15 protein-coding genes are annotated in these 15,214 nt (G+C 71.4%); 6 read left to right on the top strand and 9 right to left on the bottom strand.

Features of this window, described 5'->3' with window-relative positions:
• Positions 1–179: 179 nt before the first annotated feature.
• The 3 genes from ACZ5CR_RS24670 to ACZ5CR_RS24660 form a co-directional block, all read right to left on the bottom strand.
• A complete protein-coding gene (locus ACZ5CR_RS24670) occupies positions 180–1,568 on the bottom strand; it encodes an NAD(P)/FAD-dependent oxidoreductase (RefSeq protein ID WP_468860900.1) in 1,389 nt (462 codons plus the stop codon).
• A 134-nt stretch (positions 1,569–1,702) separates the two neighbouring features.
• Positions 1,703–2,317 carry an LmrA/YxaF family transcription factor gene (locus tag ACZ5CR_RS24665; RefSeq protein ID WP_468860897.1) on the bottom strand — a complete coding sequence of 205 codons (615 nt, stop codon included), beginning with the start codon at positions 2,315–2,317 and terminating at the stop codon, positions 1,703–1,705.
• Positions 2,318–2,445: 128 nt separating this feature from the next.
• Positions 2,446–2,838: a VOC family protein gene (locus ACZ5CR_RS24660; RefSeq protein ID WP_468860895.1), complete on the bottom strand. Its 393-nt coding sequence runs from the start codon at positions 2,836–2,838 to the stop codon at positions 2,446–2,448.
• Between the two features lie 93 nt (positions 2,839–2,931).
• Here ACZ5CR_RS24660 and ACZ5CR_RS24655 point away from each other — a divergent pair, with 93 nt between their 5' ends.
• Positions 2,932–3,483, top strand: coding sequence for a GNAT family N-acetyltransferase (locus ACZ5CR_RS24655; protein ID WP_468860893.1), 552 nt, complete (start codon positions 2,932–2,934; stop codon positions 3,481–3,483).
• Positions 3,484–3,542: 59 nt separating this feature from the next.
• On the opposite strand, the gene ACZ5CR_RS24650 is transcribed toward ACZ5CR_RS24655, so the two are convergent.
• The 3 genes from ACZ5CR_RS24650 to ACZ5CR_RS24640 all read right to left on the bottom strand — a co-directional run bounded on the left by ACZ5CR_RS24650 (position 3,543) and on the right by ACZ5CR_RS24640 (position 5,150).
• Positions 3,543–4,226, bottom strand: a complete 684-nt coding sequence (locus tag ACZ5CR_RS24650) for a glycerophosphodiester phosphodiesterase (RefSeq protein ID WP_389905678.1) — start codon at positions 4,224–4,226, stop codon at positions 3,543–3,545.
• A 76-nt stretch (positions 4,227–4,302) separates the two neighbouring features.
• Complete coding sequence (locus ACZ5CR_RS24645; protein WP_453541481.1) at positions 4,303–4,437, bottom strand: hypothetical protein; 135 nt, start codon at positions 4,435–4,437, stop codon at positions 4,303–4,305.
• Between the two features lie 77 nt (positions 4,438–4,514).
• Complete coding sequence (locus ACZ5CR_RS24640) at positions 4,515–5,150, bottom strand: helix-turn-helix transcriptional regulator (protein ID WP_468860889.1); 636 nt, start codon at positions 5,148–5,150, stop codon at positions 4,515–4,517.
• 79 nt (positions 5,151–5,229) lie between these two features.
• On the opposite strand from ACZ5CR_RS24640, the gene ACZ5CR_RS24635 reads away from it, so the two are divergent.
• The 3 genes from ACZ5CR_RS24635 to ACZ5CR_RS24625 all read left to right on the top strand — a co-directional run bounded on the left by ACZ5CR_RS24635 (position 5,230) and on the right by ACZ5CR_RS24625 (position 7,950).
• Positions 5,230–6,753 (top strand): phosphatase PAP2 family protein, encoded by a 1,524-nt coding sequence (locus ACZ5CR_RS24635; protein WP_468860887.1) that lies wholly within the window; start codon positions 5,230–5,232, stop codon positions 6,751–6,753.
• A gap of 48 nt (positions 6,754–6,801) precedes the next feature.
• Positions 6,802–7,485 (top strand): M23 family metallopeptidase, encoded by a 684-nt coding sequence (locus ACZ5CR_RS24630; protein WP_468860884.1) that lies wholly within the window; start codon positions 6,802–6,804, stop codon positions 7,483–7,485.
• Positions 7,486–7,560: 75 nt separating this feature from the next.
• Positions 7,561–7,950: a DoxX family protein gene (locus ACZ5CR_RS24625; protein WP_468860882.1), complete on the top strand. Its 390-nt coding sequence runs from the start codon at positions 7,561–7,563 to the stop codon at positions 7,948–7,950.
• On the opposite strand, the gene ACZ5CR_RS24620 is transcribed toward ACZ5CR_RS24625, so the two are convergent.
• Both ACZ5CR_RS24620 and ACZ5CR_RS24615 read right to left on the bottom strand, forming a co-directional pair.
• Positions 7,947–9,167 carry a metallophosphoesterase gene (locus tag ACZ5CR_RS24620; RefSeq protein WP_468860879.1) on the bottom strand — a complete coding sequence of 407 codons (1,221 nt, stop codon included), beginning with the start codon at positions 9,165–9,167 and terminating at the stop codon, positions 7,947–7,949. The two genes, ACZ5CR_RS24625 and ACZ5CR_RS24620, sit on opposite strands and share 4 nt — an antisense overlap.
• Before the next feature lie 67 nt (positions 9,168–9,234).
• Complete coding sequence (locus ACZ5CR_RS24615; RefSeq protein WP_468860878.1) at positions 9,235–10,500, bottom strand: amidohydrolase; 1,266 nt, start codon at positions 10,498–10,500, stop codon at positions 9,235–9,237.
• 254 nt (positions 10,501–10,754) lie between these two features.
• Between ACZ5CR_RS24615 and ACZ5CR_RS24610 the strand changes: the two genes are divergently transcribed.
• Both ACZ5CR_RS24610 and ACZ5CR_RS24605 read left to right on the top strand, forming a co-directional pair.
• On the top strand, positions 10,755–12,893 hold the full coding sequence (locus tag ACZ5CR_RS24610; protein WP_468860876.1) for a hypothetical protein: 2,139 nt from the start codon (positions 10,755–10,757) through the stop codon (positions 12,891–12,893).
• Positions 12,894–12,897: 4 nt separating this feature from the next.
• On the top strand, positions 12,898–14,535 hold the full coding sequence (locus ACZ5CR_RS24605; RefSeq protein WP_468860873.1) for an ABC transporter substrate-binding protein: 1,638 nt from the start codon (positions 12,898–12,900) through the stop codon (positions 14,533–14,535).
• Positions 14,536–14,585: 50 nt separating this feature from the next.
• Here the strand turns inward: ACZ5CR_RS24605 and ACZ5CR_RS24600 are convergent, their stop codons facing one another.
• On the bottom strand, positions 14,586–15,158 hold the full coding sequence (locus tag ACZ5CR_RS24600) for a dihydrofolate reductase family protein (protein ID WP_468860871.1): 573 nt from the start codon (positions 15,156–15,158) through the stop codon (positions 14,586–14,588).
• Between the last annotated feature and the right edge of the window lie 56 nt (positions 15,159–15,214).

Raw genomic sequence — 15,214 nt, 5'->3', positions numbered from 1 at the left:
CGAGGACTCCGGGAGATGGAAGCGGCGACCACTCCACCACTGTCAGCCGCCCCGAGCCCCACGACAGGGCGGAAGCGGTCCCTCCGGGGCGCGCGCATCCCCCGTGGCGCCTATCGACCCCGTCCCGGGGTGGCCGAAGCCACCCCGGTCATCACCTGGTTCGCCCTCTCAGGCCGCCGCTACGGGAACCGCGGCTTCTCCGGAGCCATCGAGCGCCCCGCCACCTCTGACGCCACCCGCGCGTGAATCTCCTCCGGCGAGAGATAGACATCCGTCATCTCGAAGTCGTTGAGCGTGGCCGGACGTTGCCTCTGGAACCCGGTCCGCACGAAGTCGTCGCCCGCGAACGCGTTGAGCCCCCAGTTGGCGGCCGTGCGGAAGCGTGCGGTGAAGGTGCGCAGCGCTCCCAAGTGATAGCCGCGCGCGACGACTTGAGCGGGCAGCCCCGTCAACTCCACGCCCATCGGCTTCGATACGGCCTGGATGCCGCCCAGGTCGACGACCAGACCCATGTCCTTGTGCCGGTAGGCGGTCAGCGGCTGCCCCTTCAGGGCCGCGGTGACGTTCTTCGCTGCGGCCCATCCCTGCCGCATCGCGTGCTGCGCGGTCGGCGGGCAGATCGCGTCGCCGCCCTTGACGAGGTCGGGCACGGCCGCCGCGTCGCCGAGCGCGAACACGCCGTCAAGCCCTGGCACCGTCAGATTCGGCTCGACGGCCAGGCGGCCCCGGTTGGTCTCGGCGCCCAGCGTGGCGATGAGCGGGCTCGGCGCCACACCGGCGGTCCAGATCAGCGTGTGGCAGGGCAGCGTGCGCCCGTCGGTCAGCGTGACGGTGTCCTCGGTCGCCTTCTCCACCGTCACCCCGAGTGACACATGAATCCCGCGCCGCTGCACTATGGCGAGGGCCTTCTCGCCGAGCCGGTCGCCCAGCTCGGGCATCAACTTCGGTGCCACATCGACCAGATGCCACTTGATCTGCGACGGATCGAGCCCGGGGTAGCGCTTGACGGCGGCACTCGTCAGGCGGTGCAGATACGCCGCCGTCTCCGTACCGGCGTACCCGCCACCGACGACCACGAACTGCAGCCGGGCCTCCCGCTCGGCCCGGTCCGAGCTCGCGGCCGCCAGGTCGAGCTGGGAGATCACGTGGTCGCGGATCCAGGCGGCCTCGGCCAGCGTCTTCACGCCCACGGCATGCAGGTCGACACCGGGGATGTCGAACTGCCGGGTCACGCTGCCCGGGGTCAGGACGAGGTAGTCGTAGCGCTCGGTGACCTCGTCACCGTTGATCTTCCGTACGATCACGGCCTTCGCGTGCGGATCCACCCCAATGGCCCCGCCCGGCACGATCGCCGTACGGCGCAGCATGCGGCGCAGCGGCACCGCGACCGACTGCGGGGTGAGCACGCCGGACGCGACATGGGGGAGAAGGGGGAGATACAGCTGATGGTCCTGCGGGCTGATCAGCCGCAGTTCGGCGTCCTGCGCCTTGAGCGTCCGCTCCAGCTTGTGCGCGCACTCCATACCGGCGAAGCCACCGCCGATGATCAGAATCCGGGGACGTTGCATAAGAGATCGCTCCAGGGTTGGGCGAGGGGTCCGGTCAATCCTCCGACGAGGGGCTGCCCGGCGCACGTCGGGTGCGCCGGGCGAGTAATGCGAGTACCCCGCAACCGTGACCTTCACGCGCTCTTCCCCAAGCGCTACTTCTCCGAGTCCCGCGTCTTTGAGCCCTGCTTCCCCAGGCTCTGCACGACGACCGAGGCGACGCGCCGGGCGACCGTCGAAATGACCGCGGTGTCGCGCCGCACCTGCGCGAGCAGGAGCGCACCCTGCAACGAGGACAGCACGAGCTCGGCGAGCTCGGCGGCCTCGTCATCGGCGGCGCCCCACCCCCGCAACGACTCGGAGAGCCCAAGCAGCCAAGTGCCGTAGGTGAGTTGGCAGACATCGCTGATGGGCCCGTCACCGCCCGCCTGCTCCAGCGCGACCGTGGCGACGGGACACCCGTCCCGGAAACCGGACTCCCGCAACTCGTCGGCGAGCAGTTCACCGACCCCGACGACGGCGTCCCGCGGCCCGGCGGCAGAGCCCACGACCGAGGCCATGCGCTCTCCCAGCTCACCCCCGGCGAGCGCCACGGCCTCGGCGGCCAGCTGCTCCTTGCCCTGCGGAAAGTGGAAGTACAGCGACCCCTTGGGGGCGCCGCTCTCCGCGAGGACCTGATTGAGGCCCGTCGCGCCGTAGCCCTGGCGCTGGAACAGCTCGGCGGCCGTACGCAGGATGCGGGCGCGGGTTTCGCCGCGTGTCTTGGTCACGAAGGAGACATTAGACCGACCAGTCTAGAGAGAACAAGCGGAGGGCGAGCGGGGGTGAGCAGGGGTGAGCAGGGGTGGGCAGAGGGGCGAGCGGGAGAGGTCGGCGCGACTCAGCTGCCTGGCCGACATCAGATGCCGGGCCGGTAGCGCATGGGGTGGTCCTCCGGCACCTCGACGATGACGATCTTGACGCCGTCCGGATCTGTGATCCACATCTCCACGAGCCCCCAGGGCTCCTTCACCGGCTCCCGCGCGACCTCCACACCCCGTGCCACGAAGTCCGCGTGCGCCGCCCGCGCGTCCGCCACCTGGAGCCACAGCTGAAGGCCGGGTGCGGGCGGAGTCTGTGAGCGGCCGGAGACTTCGAGGAAGCCGCCGCCGAGGAAGTAGACCGTGCCGCGCTCGGGGCCCGTACCGAACTCGCGGTAGACGGCCAGGCCCAGCGCGTCGCCGTAGAACGCGCGTGAGCGCTCGGGGTCGGTGGGACGGAGAAGGATCCTGCTGCTCAGTACATGCACCATGCAGCCGCACCTTAGTGGGGGGATACCCTCGGCGGTGCCTCGCCCACGCCGCGCCGGACAGCGGTGGGCCAGAGAGATCGGAGAACCCGCCCCATGGACACCGCACCGCGCCCCAGCACGAGCGACCTCACCTTCCGGGACGCCACCGACGAGGACGTCGACGTCCTCGTCTCGCTCATCGAGTCGGCGTACCGAGGCGACTCCAGCCGGGCCGGCTGGACCACCGAGGCGGACATCCTCCAGGGGCAGCGGACCGACTCCCAGGGAGTCGTCGACGTCATCAAGTCGCCCGCAGGCAAGCTGCTCACGGTCGAGCGCGACGGCGAGGTCGTCGCCTGCTGCCAGCTGGAACACCGCGGCGAGCACGCCTACTTCGGGATGTTCGCGGTGAGTCCGGCGCTCCAGGGCGCGGGTCTCGGCAAGGTGATCATGGCGGAGGCCGAGCGGACCGTACGCGAGGCGTGGGACGCGAAGGAGATGCACATGACCGTGATCTCCGTACGTGACGACCTCATCGCCTGGTACGAGCGGCGCGGTTACCGCCGTACGGGAAAGATGACCCCCTTCCCGTACGGCGACGAGCGGTTCGGCATTCCGCAGCGGGACGACCTGCAGTTCGAGCTGCTGGTCAAGCCCCTCACCTGAGCTCGGCCGGGTGAGCCCGGGCGCGACCCGGAGAACCCGGGCGCGGCCGGGAGGAGAGGTCAGGCCGTGAAGCGGCCCGTCCGCTTGATGTCCGGATAGTCCGTGGTCGCTCCGTCCAACTGCAACGCGCGCACGAGCCGCAGATCGTCCTGTGTGTTCACGACCCAGCCGATGATCCGCAGGTCGGCCTTCCTCGCGCGCTCGGCGATCTCCAGGGTCAGGCGCCTGATGTTCAGCACGAGGGTGGTGGCGCCGACCGCCGTCGCGCGCTCCACCACGTCGGTGCCGTAGCGGCTCGCGACGAGCGCGGTGCGGACGCCCGGGACCAGGCGTGCGATCTCGGCGATCGCCTCGTCGTGGAAGGAGATCACCTCGACGCGGCCGACCAGGTCGCGCCGGTGCATCACCTCGGCGAGGGCGCGGGCGGCGGCCACATCCTTGATCTCGGCCTGCAACGGCGCCTGCACGGCGTCCAGGACCTCTTCGAACACGGGGACGCGCTCACCGCGCCCCGCGTCGAGCTCCCGCAGCTCGGCCAGGGTCTTCTCGGCGATCGGTCCCTTCCCGTCGGTCGTACGGGCCACGTCGGCGTCGTGCATGACGACGAGGGCGCCGTCCTTGCTCAGATGCAGATCGAGCTCGATGAGATCGAGGCCCGCGGCTTGCGCGGCGATGAAGGACCGGAGGGTGTTCTCGGGTTCGACACCCATGACCCCGCGGTGACCGATGGTGAGGAAGTTCAAGGTTCACTCGCTTCCGTCGACGGCGGCTCGGCGGCCACGCGGCGAGGACGGAGGTGCCACGCGGCAATGTCGCAGCCTAACGGCCCGCCTCGGTGAAGGAACCGCCCGTTCGGGGGTGCCCCGAAGAATCGGAGTCGTCCGCTCTCATTCCCACGATCCCGAGCAGGAGCCCGGTGATGACGGCGGCGACAAGGACGGCGCGGGTGCTCACAGGTGCACTGCTCCATACGGCGGGGTCGGCGGACACCGTCCGTCCTACCGGCGGACGGCCCCCTGCCGCGAGCAACGTCACCCGTGGGTGGGCGAGTCCTCGGTGGGTTGACCGGAGGCGGTGAAGTCGTCCGTTTCCGCCAGATCGGCAAGCATCGCCTCCGCCAGTTCGATCTCCGCCGCAAGGCGACGGCCGCTCCAGCGGAGCGCGATCTGCGGATGCGTCCACGCCTCCTGCCCGTCCGCTCGGGCGAGCGCGTCGTGCACCTCCTTCAGCTCGCCCCGCGTGTGCGCGATGTGCTCGGTCACCAGGGCCCGCAGATGATCCGGCGCCGCCAGGTGCCCCAGCCAGACCCGGAGCAGCAGCGGATGCTTCAGGACGGGCGGCCCCGCGTCCTCGGCGCCCCCCGCCCATCCGACGAGCGCGGCACGGCCCTCCGCCGTGATGGCGTACGACCGCTTCGCGCGGGGCTCCTCGGGTCCCGAGCGCCGTGACGTGGCGTACCCGAGCGCTTCGAGGCGGCGCAGTTCGGCGTAGATCTGGCTGATGGCGGGCGCCCAGTAGAAGTGCCGGAGCGAGGCGTCCGCCCACTTCTTCAGTTCGTACCCGGTCCGCTCCCCGGGGAAGGAGAGCAGGCCGAGCACGGCCCACGCGGTCGGCGGCAGCTCGGCGGGCCGCTGGTGCTTGGGTGAGGTGGGGCGAGGGGCTGCCATATGGCTGATTGAAGTGAACGTCACATCGCCGGCGCAAGACATGTGCGGTGCGAAGGGCGAGCGGGGGTATAGGGGGTTCATGAGTGATCTCCCGACGCCGCACATCCGCAGACTGCTCGGCGCCACCGACCGCTTCGCGTTCCGAGGCGTGGCCGCCCGCTCCTGGCCGGCGGCGCAGCCCGTCCTGCCACGGCTGAGCCGCAGTGCCGACCACGGACTGCTGTGGTTCGGCATCGCCGCCGGAATGTGGGCCTTCGGCGGCGCGCGCGGCAGGCGTGCGGCCGTGCGCGGTGTCGCCTCCCTGGCACTCGCGTCGGCCACGGTCAACACCCTGGGCAAGAGCGCGGTGCGCCGCTCCCGGCCGGTCCTCGACACCGTGCCGGTGATACGGCACCTCTCCCGGCAGCCGATCACCAGCTCCTTCCCCTCCGGGCACGCGGCCTCGGCGGCGGCCTTCGCCGCCGGTGTGGCCCTGGAGTCGCGGGGGATGGGCGTGGCCGTGGCCCCGGTCGCGGCTTCGGTGGCCTTCTCCCGCGTCTACACCGGAGTGCACTACCCCAGCGATGTCCTGGTCGGCGCGGCCCTTGGCGTGGGCGCCGCCTACGCGGTGCGCGGCATGGTGCCGTCCCGGGCGCAGCTGCCACCGCCCGCACGGCCCCGCACGGACGCACCCGCGCTGCCGGACGGTGAGGGCCTTGTCGTCGTGGTGAACCCCTCTTCCGGGGCCCAGCCGCAACTCCTCGACCCGGTCAGGCAGTTGAAGACCGCCCTGCCCCGGGCGGAGGTGATCCTCTACGAGGAGGAAGCGGGGCCCCTGCCCAAGGTCCTGGAGGAGGCGGCAAGGGACGCGGCCCGGCGCGGCGGAGTCTTCGGCGTGTGCGGGGGAGACGGCACGGTGAACGCCGCCGTGACACCGGCCCTGCAGTTCGACGTGCCGCTGATGGTCCTTCCCGGCGGAACGTTCAACCACTTCGCCGCGGACCTGGGCGTCGACACGGTCGCGGACGCCTGCGCCGCCCTCGCCGTGGGCAGTGCCGTACGGGCCGACGTCGGCCGGATCAAGCCCCTGGCCGGGATCGGTCCCGACGGCCGGTCGTACTCCGAGCCGGTGTACTTCCTGAACACCTTCAGCCTCGGCGCCTACCCCGAACTCGTACGCATCAGGGAGGAGTGGTCGCCGAAGGTCGGCGGTCCGCCCGCCGCCCTGCTCGGCGTCGCCCAGATCATCCACACGGGGCGGCCGCTGCGCGCGGTGGTGAACGGCAAGGCCCGCTCGATGTGGCTGCTCTTCGCGGGCAACGGCGCCTACCGCAGCACCGGCATCGCCCCGGTGCGCAGGCACGACCTGGCCGACGGTCTTCTCGACATCCGCATCGCGCACGGCGGGCGCTTCGCGCGCAGCCGCCTCCTCGCCGCGGCGGTGGCAGGCCAGTTGGCCAAAACCCGCCTGTACGCGGCCGCCAAGTCCCAGCGCCTGGTGATCTCCGGCCTGCCCGAGAACACCCAGATGGCGTACGACGGCGAACTCGCCCCCGCGCCCGCCGCCCTGCTCATCGACAAGCTCCCCGAGGCCCTCACCGTGTACCGGCCGATCGCCGACTGACCGCGACGCGGGCCCGGAAGGCATTACGCCAAGCGGCGCACACTCGGCGTGCGCCCCGGGCCCGTCGCCGGTGTGCTGGCCCTCATGGGCTACGACATAGACAGCCCGCGTGAAGCGGGCACGACACGACGTGACGTACTGAGCGTCGCCGCGGTCCTCATGGCCGGCGGCGCCTTCACGGTGGCGGGACCGGCGCCGCACGCAGCCGCGGAATCCGACGGCGGTTGCGGCGTCGGCTACGACGAGGAGTTCGAGGCGGCTCTCGCCGAGGCGGACGAGGCGATCCCGGAGACCCGCGCGCTCGCCCCTGAACGACCGCCCGGCAGATTCGCCCTGCCGCTGCGCCGGGGCTTTCGCGTCACCGCCCGCTACGGCGTGCGCGGCAACTGGATCGCGGGGCACCACACCGGCATCGACCTCGCAGTCCCGCAGGGAACCCCGGTGCACGCCGTCGGCGGGGGCACCGTCGTCCTGGCGCGCTGGTCGGGCGCGTACGGCAAGGCGGTGACGGTGCGGCTGCGGGACGGGCACTACTCCGTGTACGGGCACCTCTCCCGCATCTCGGTACGCCAAGGGGCCCGGATCGGCACCGGGGACCGGATCGGCAGCAGCGGGGCCACAGGGCGTGCCACAGGGCCCCACCTCCACCTGGAGATCCGCGCCAAGCGGGGCTATGGATCGGACATCAATCCGGTCACCTATCTCGCGAGGCGCGGAGCCCGGCTGCTGTGAGGCGCACGGGGTTCGGGTGACTCGATACTTACTGTCGAGTAAGGTCGGCCTCCCGTCGCCACCTCAGGAGGCAGCATGTCGTCGGCATCCCGTTCCCCCATGCTCCTGGCCGGTCTGCTGGCCGGTGCGGGAATCGCTCACTTCGCGGCCCCGAGACTGTTCGACCACACCGTGCCGCGCGTCCTGCCCGGATCGCCGCGCACCTGGACGTACTCCAGCGCCGTGGTCGAGCTCGGCCTCGCGGCCTCAGTGGCGCTGCCCCGCACCCGGCGGCCCGCGGCGCTGGCCACGGCGGCCTTCTTCGTGGGCGTGTTCCCCGCCAACGTGCAGATGGCGGTGGACTGGCGCCACCGCCCCGCCCCGCTCAAGGCCGCGGCGATAGGCCGACTCCCGCTCCAGGTGCCGCTCGTGCTGTGGGCCAGGAACGTGGCGGGGGCGGCGCGTCGCACCGACGACGGGTCCTAGCTCACACCGCTGCGGCCCGCGACCGCCGTGGAGGTCGTCGTGGTGTGGGCCAGGCGCGCGGTCCGCGTGGGGACGTCGACCGTGTAGGTGTCCACGGTCATGGCCCGCTCGGAGACCTTGAGCACCATGAACCCCACGTCGGAGAAGTTCTGCCAGGCGGCGGGGTGGTCGAAGTGTGCCCGGCCGTCACCGGACTTGGCGGCAGCCCCGCAGACGATCTGCCGTGTGCCCGCCGTACGGGTCGTGGGCTCAAGGACCTGGAGGGTGTGGTCGTGCCCGGACAGGATCAGATCGGCCCGGCCGCACACCACCTGCTCGTACAGCTCCTTGAGGTGGATCCCGCTCGTGTAGTGGCCGATGACGAATCCGTCGTACGAACCCGCGCTGCCGTGCTTCCCGTTGTTCAGGTAGGGATGGTGGCCCAGAACCACCTTCCAGCGGGCCCGTGACGCGGTGAGCGCGGCGTCGAGCCACTGGCGCTGGGCGCGCATGTAGGGGCCGTCCCACCGGTAGCGGGACGACGTCTGGGCGACCGTCGAGGCGACCGGGTTGGTGTCGAGGGCGAAGAACTCCACGACCGGGTCGCCCCGGCCGGGCCCCTCGGACGCCGGCAGCACGACGTTGTAGTAGCGGCTCGGCATGTACCAGCGCGGTGAGGAGACCGCGTAGGAGACCTCGCGGTCGCCGCGCGAGGGATCACCGCCGCTGCCCGGGATGAGACCCGAGCAGTCGTGGTTGCCGAGGACCATGAGCCAGGGGACGTCGATGCCGGTGTTCGGCGTCTCGAACTTGTCCCGGAACTCGGAGTCGTGGTCGGACTCGGGCCCGTTCTCGTAGATGTTGTCGCCCAGGCCGACGGCCAGCGAAATCCCCTCGTCGCGGCAGACCCGCCGGGCGGCCTCGGTCACGGCGAGCTGCTCCTCGCCACCGGTGCCCGAGTCCCCGGTCACCAGAACGGCGAACTCCCCCTGCCGGTTGGGTTCCTCGGGGAACGGGAACTTCGCGACGCCCTGCGCCGCCGTCGCCTGCCGCGCACCGGACGGCAGCACCGCGAGGGCGGCTCCGGCGGCCGCACCGCCGAGCAGTGTGCGCCGGCCCAGTACGAGGGCCTGCGGCCCCCACGTGGCGGCAAGGCTCCGGGCGAGCGGTGCGTCGGCCCGCAGCCACTGCTTCTCGGTCAAGTCCGCGCTCGGCGGGATCAGCTCGTCATCGCACATCCGAGCGTTCTCCCATATCGGCGCGGACAGGGGAAGACGATCAGGCGAACTGCCGGTGGCGGTCCGATCACCGGTCGCGCGGACTTCCGGTGGTGCCGAGCTCGTGCAGCGCGGCGCCCACCAGCGTCTGCACTCCCGGCAGCAGGACCGCGAGGTCCGGGGCGAACAGGGGGCTGTGGTTGCCCGGCACGCCGGTGATCTTCTCGCTGAGCTCCTGTCCCGGAGCGGCCTGCCAAGTCGCCCCCGATGTCGAGGGCACGAACCAGAAGTCGTAGGGCACCCCGGCGGGCACGAGGAGGGAGAAGTCCTCGCTGCCCATCGCGGGGCCGAAGTCGAACACGCTCGCCTTGCCGAACAGTTCGCGGTGCACGGACGCGATATCCGCGTCGAGCGCGGCGTCGTTGACGGTGGCAGGGAAGCTCGCACCGATGGTCACCTCGGGCGGCGTCGGGCACCCGGCGGCCTGGCACTCTCCCTCGGCGATGCGGCGGATCGCCGACAGGACCCGCTCGCGCACCGCCATGTCCTGCGTACGGAGGTTGAGGCCGAGCCGGGCCTGCGCGGGGATGATGTTGGGCCGCTGCCCGGCGTTGAACTGGCCGGTGGTGAGCACCACCGCGTCCGACGCGGACACCTCACGGGACACCACGGTCTGCAGCCGGGTCACGATGTACGCGGCCGTCACCACCGGATCGACGGTGGCCTCGGGCCGTGAGCCGTGGCCGCCGACGCCGTGCACCACGATCTCCACGTTGTCGGCGGACGACATGATCAGCCCCGGCGTGTGGGAGACCAGGCCGACGGGCCCGGGGGCGACATGCTGGCCGAAGACCGCGTCGGGCCGGGGGAAGCGCTCCTGGAGCCCGTCGGCGACCATCGCGTTCGCTCCGCCGCCCGCTTCCTCGGCGGGCTGCCCGATCACCACGAGGGTGCCCGACCAGGTCTCACGGGCCGCCGCGAGCGCCTCGGCGGCGAACGTCAGCCAGGTGACGTGCATGTCGTGGCCGCAGGCGTGCATGACACCGTCGACGGTGGAGGCGTACGGAAGGCCTGTGGTCTCCGTGACGGGCAGTGCGTCCATGTCCCCGCGCAGCCACACCACAGGCCCGTCGCCGTTCGCCAGGACGCCCACGACGCCGGTGCCGCCCACACCGGTGGTCACCGCGTACCCGGCGCCGCGCAGCCGTTCGGCGAGGATCCCGGCCGTGCGGTGTTCCTGGAAGGAGAGCTCGGGGTGGCGGTGCAGGTCCTGGTAGTAGCCCTCGATGTCACTCGCCCTCAGCCCCGAGGTGACGTCCAGGGTCTGGCTCGCTGCGGTTGCTGCCTTGGGCATGCGGCTCCTCGCGTTTCGAGACGGTCGTATTCACCCTCGCACAAGGTGCGCAGCCGGTCCTTGGTGACGTGCACGGGCCTTGTGGCGAACGAGGGGGCCTCGGTGCGAGGGGAGAGCCACCCGGAAGGCGCCCGCCAGATGCTCGAACGCTGACGACCGCCTGGTCCGGGGAATGCGTCAATTGGATCAACTGACTTCCTATGCAGGAAAGTTGATGTATTCCGGAGACATGCTCAAGTACGCTCCGTGCAACATTGACCACCCGCCGCACGGCGGTCACGTACGGCACGGGGGTGCGCCGGATGAGCCGGGAGCTGGGATTCGAAGGGCTCATCGAGGACGAAGGTTTCTTCCCCCGGCTGCTCGGGCGTAGCGCCCGGGGCCGCGACGAGAAGGTCCTGTACGGGCCCGACCTGCCCGTCGTGCTGCTCACCGGCGGTCCCGGCATGGGCAAGCAGCGGCTCCTCGAACTGCTGCGGGACCGGTTCGGGCGGAAGGTTCCGGTGGCGTACGTGGACTGCGCGGACGCACGGTACGCCGAGGAGGCGGCGTGGCGTCCGGCCTGCCGCTCGGAGGCCACGGAGACGATGTACGACATCGCGCTGCGGATGAGCGAGTGGGAGGGCCCCGGTGGGGCGCTGCCCACGCCTCGCTTCTTCGCCGGGATGGCGGCGGTGGCGGCGGGCGCACGGCTGCGTCGCCGCGGCCTCGAGGAGGAACTGGCCCGCTACCGCGTCCTGTTGCAGCCGCGCAGGGCGCTCGGCAGGTTCATGCGCAATCTGGTGACCGGCTATCTGTCCGCCCTCGCCGGAGTGGTCGCCCCCGCGGCGGCGCCGCTGGTGGGCGCCGCCCTCACGGAGTTCCTGGAGAATCTGGCGAGCACCGGCGCCGAACCGGTGCGCGCCACCTACGGGGACTATCCCGGCGCCGCGGGCAGCGCCGGCACCGGGCTGCGGCTGCTCGCCCACGACTTCCAACAGAGCGCCGACGAGCGGAGCTTCGCGGAAGGTTTCCTCTTCCGCGCCCTGCGCGAGGACCTGGACGCCGCCTACACCGGATTCGGCGCCGCACTCACCCGGGTCGGCCGCCCCGCGGTGCTGCTGCAGCACGCCAACTGGCCGGTGGGCCGCGGACTCCTCGCGGCGGCGCTCGCCGACCGGGCCCACGGCCACCGTGAGCGCACGGTGCTCGTCGCGAGCGAACGGGCGGCGGTACCCCTCTTCCTGGCCGACGAGCCGCGCACCGAGGAACTCGCGGGCTACCGGCCGGACCAGGAGGAGCCGCCCCACTGGCAGCGGCTGCCCGCGCGCGGCCGTCTCGGACAGGGCGTGCTGCTCCTGCGGATGCCGCTGCTCACCACCGAGCACATCAACAAGGAGCTGCAACGGCACACCGGCGGTGCGCCGGAGGCGGCTCGGCTGCGCCGGGCGCAGAGCGCGGTGCACCGGCTCTCCGGCCGCCGCCCCCGGACGGTGCAGCGCCTCGTCGAGTCGGCGGGAGACCTGCCGGAGCTGGGCAACGACCGTGAGCTCCTCGACCAGTCCGCGGTGCTCGACGGGGAGTCCCTCGCCGTCCGTGACGTCCTGCTCGCCGAGTTGGTGCTCGGGCAGCTCCCCGAGCGGCTGCCCGTCGAGCACACCGACAGCTGGCTCGACCTGCTGACCCAGCTTTCGGTCGCGCACACCGGTGACTGCGCCCGCGCCCTGCTGCGCATACCGCAACTGGAACGGACGGCGGGCGGGCTCACCGCGGACGAGGTGGGGCGATACCTCCTGGAGAGCGGCTGGCCCGCCTGCGAGCGGCACTTCATCGGCGACTTCGGCCTCCGGCAGCTACTCATGAGCAGACTGCACGGGCCGCCGGACGCGGGCGACGAATGGCGCCGCAACCACGGCCTGCTGCACGCCCACTACCACAGACGCGCCGAGACCCCCGACCGCGCCTTCGGCACCACCGCGGCCCACGGACTCAACCACGACCTGGTCGCCCACGGCCCCGAGCGCGCCATACGCCACCTCGCCGTCAAGTTCCCGGTGTACGGCGAGGGCGCCGAGGAGTGGTGCGACCAGCTGCTCGCGCTGGCCCAGGCGCCTTCACCCGGCGGCGACGACGAGCGGCACGGCCGTATGACGGTGGCCCGCGTCGAAGGCACCAAGCTGGAGCGCCAGCTGGACGAGCTGCTGCACGCCGTATGGCTCTGCGAGGAGCGCACCCGGCCGCCGGACATCGTGGCGGCCGACCGGATGACGCACCTCATGCAGGAGCTGGCCAGGGAGTACGCGGAGGCGGCGCCCGTGCTCACGGCCAGGGCCGGACGGTGGGAGCGCCGCGCCCGCAACCGGCAGCCGCTGCAGTCCTGTTCCTGCACGGCCCACATCGGAGAAGGGAGCTGAGGGGATGTTCCAGACCGCCGCCGACTGGCTGCACGAGCACCTGTGGAGCACGCTGCTGAAGAAGATCATCACGTGCGTCCTCGCCGCCCTTCTCGCCGTGGGGGCGTACGGCCTCGTCTCGCGGCTCACCGAGCAGGCGGGCAGCTGCGCCGAGGGCGTGACCAAGTCCGGCGGCGAGTGCGTCGGAGTCAACGGCTCCGGCTACGACTTCGGGGAGCCGCAGATCGCCCCGGTCGCGGCCCGGATCGCCGAGGAGAACCGCCGCATCGACAAGCAGCCGCATGTCACGGTGGCGATGATGCTCCCGCTGCAACCGGAGTCGAGGGCCGAACGGCGGCAGCTGCGCAGCGAACTTCAGGGTGCCTTCCTCGCGCAGTACCGCGCCAACCGGGAGCCGGGGAAGCCGGTGGTGCGCCTTGTGCTCGCCAATCCGGGCAAGGACTACCTCCGCCAGGACGAGGTGGTGCCGGATCTGGTGCGGATGTCGCGCTCCGGGAGCGACAACCTCCGCGCCGTGACCGGGTTCAACCTCTCCCTGGACGCCACGAAGAAGGCGGTGCGCAGCCTCACCGAGCAGCAGGTGCCGGTGCTCGTGGCGCGGGCGTCGGCGAGTTCACTCGCCAACGCGGAGAGCAAGGACGGGACGTACGACTTCAAGGGTCTCGCCCGGATCATCCCCACCAACGAGCAGCAGGCCAGGGCCCTCGCCGCCTACAACGGCAGCCGCAAGGACCGGCAGACCGTCCTGGTCCGCGACACCCGGCCCGACCCGTACGTCCGCTCCCTCGCCCGCGCCTTCCAGAAGCTGCCGGAGGACGGCCCGGCAGGCCCCGACGACATGACCTTCACGTCGCCCGGGGTCGCCGATCCGGGTGACGTCGACAACCAGTTCAGGCCGACGGTCAACACGATCTGCAACTCGGGCGCGGACACCGTCTACTTCGCGGGCCGCTCGACCCATCTGCGGCTGTTCCTGAAGAGCCTCGCCAAGGAGGCGTGCGCGGAACGGAAGTTCACCGTGGTGTCCGGTTCGGACGCGGCCTCGCTGAACAACCGGATGACCGACGAGGACTGGGCCGAGCTCCGGGACGGCTCGGGCAAGCCGCGCCTGACCGTGCAGTACGCCGCGCCGGCCCATCCCGACGCCTGGCTCGCCGAGGTGCGGAAGTGGCAGGCGGACGAGGAGAAGCGGACCGGCAAGAAGCCACCCGAGTCGAAGGCCCCCGGATCGCTGCGCGACCCGTTGGCCGAGCTGCAGCGACTTGAGGACACGGTGGCCGCGCTGAAGGCGGCGGGACGCGACATCGGCGACGTGGAACTGGGCGACTCCCGCACCATGATGGTGCACGACGGAGTACGCACAGCGGTCGAGGCGATCCGCGGCGCGAAGCCCACCGGGGAGGCCGCGCCCTCCGCCGAACAGGTGGGCAACCGGTGGGCCACGATGCAGTCGAAGAACCGCGTGAACGGCACCAGCGGCCGTATCTGCCTCACCAAAGCGGGCAACCCGTACGACAAGCCGCTCGCGGTCGTCGAGCTGAGACCGGGCACGAAGGCGGGCCCGGGCACGCTGGACTTCGTGGGCCTGGCCTGGCCCACCGGCAAGCGGCAGCCGGAGGACTGCGTCGTACGGAGCGGGTGAGGGTGGAGGGGGCGAGGGGGGGAAGGACGGAGGGGGCCGGGGAGCAGGCGTCAGTGGATGACGTCGAAGACGCTCTTCTGAAGGCCGTTGGCGTACGCCTCGTGCTCGACGAGCTTCAGCTTCTGGGTGTCCTTGTCCGTGTCGCTGAACAGCCGCTTGCCCGCGCCGAGCAGCAGCGGGAAGACGAGCAGGTGGTAGCGGTCGATGAGACCGGCGTCGGAGAGGCTCCGGTTCAGCGTCGCACTGCCGTGCACGATGATCGGCCCGCCCTCGGTCTTCTTCAGCGTGGCCACGTCGTCCAGGGAGCGCAGGATCGTGGTCTCTCCCCAGTCCGACACCAGATCGCCTTCGCTGAGGCTGGTGGAGACGACGTACTTGGGCATCACCTTGTACTCCGCGAACTCCTCCATGCCGGGCCAGACCGGGCTGAACGCTTCATAACTGACCCGGCCCAGCATCATCGCCGCGGCCTCCTGCTGCTCCCGGCCCTTGATCTCGAACGCCTCCGGGACGAACTCCACGTCCTTGAAGGTCCATCCGGAGTTCCGGTAGCCGGGCTCGCCACCCGGTGCCTCCACGACACCGTCGAGCGAGACGAAAGCGGTGCTGATCAATGTACGCATTTCAAGATCTCCTGGTCGGTCGTCGAGGGGTGCCGCTCCATCCTCGCGGCTACGGA

This window comes from Streptomyces sp. NPDC031274 (assembly GCF_055570235.1).
The sequence above is the reverse complement of the archived record's forward strand: the minus strand, read 5'-3'. Positions and strand labels throughout refer to the sequence as shown.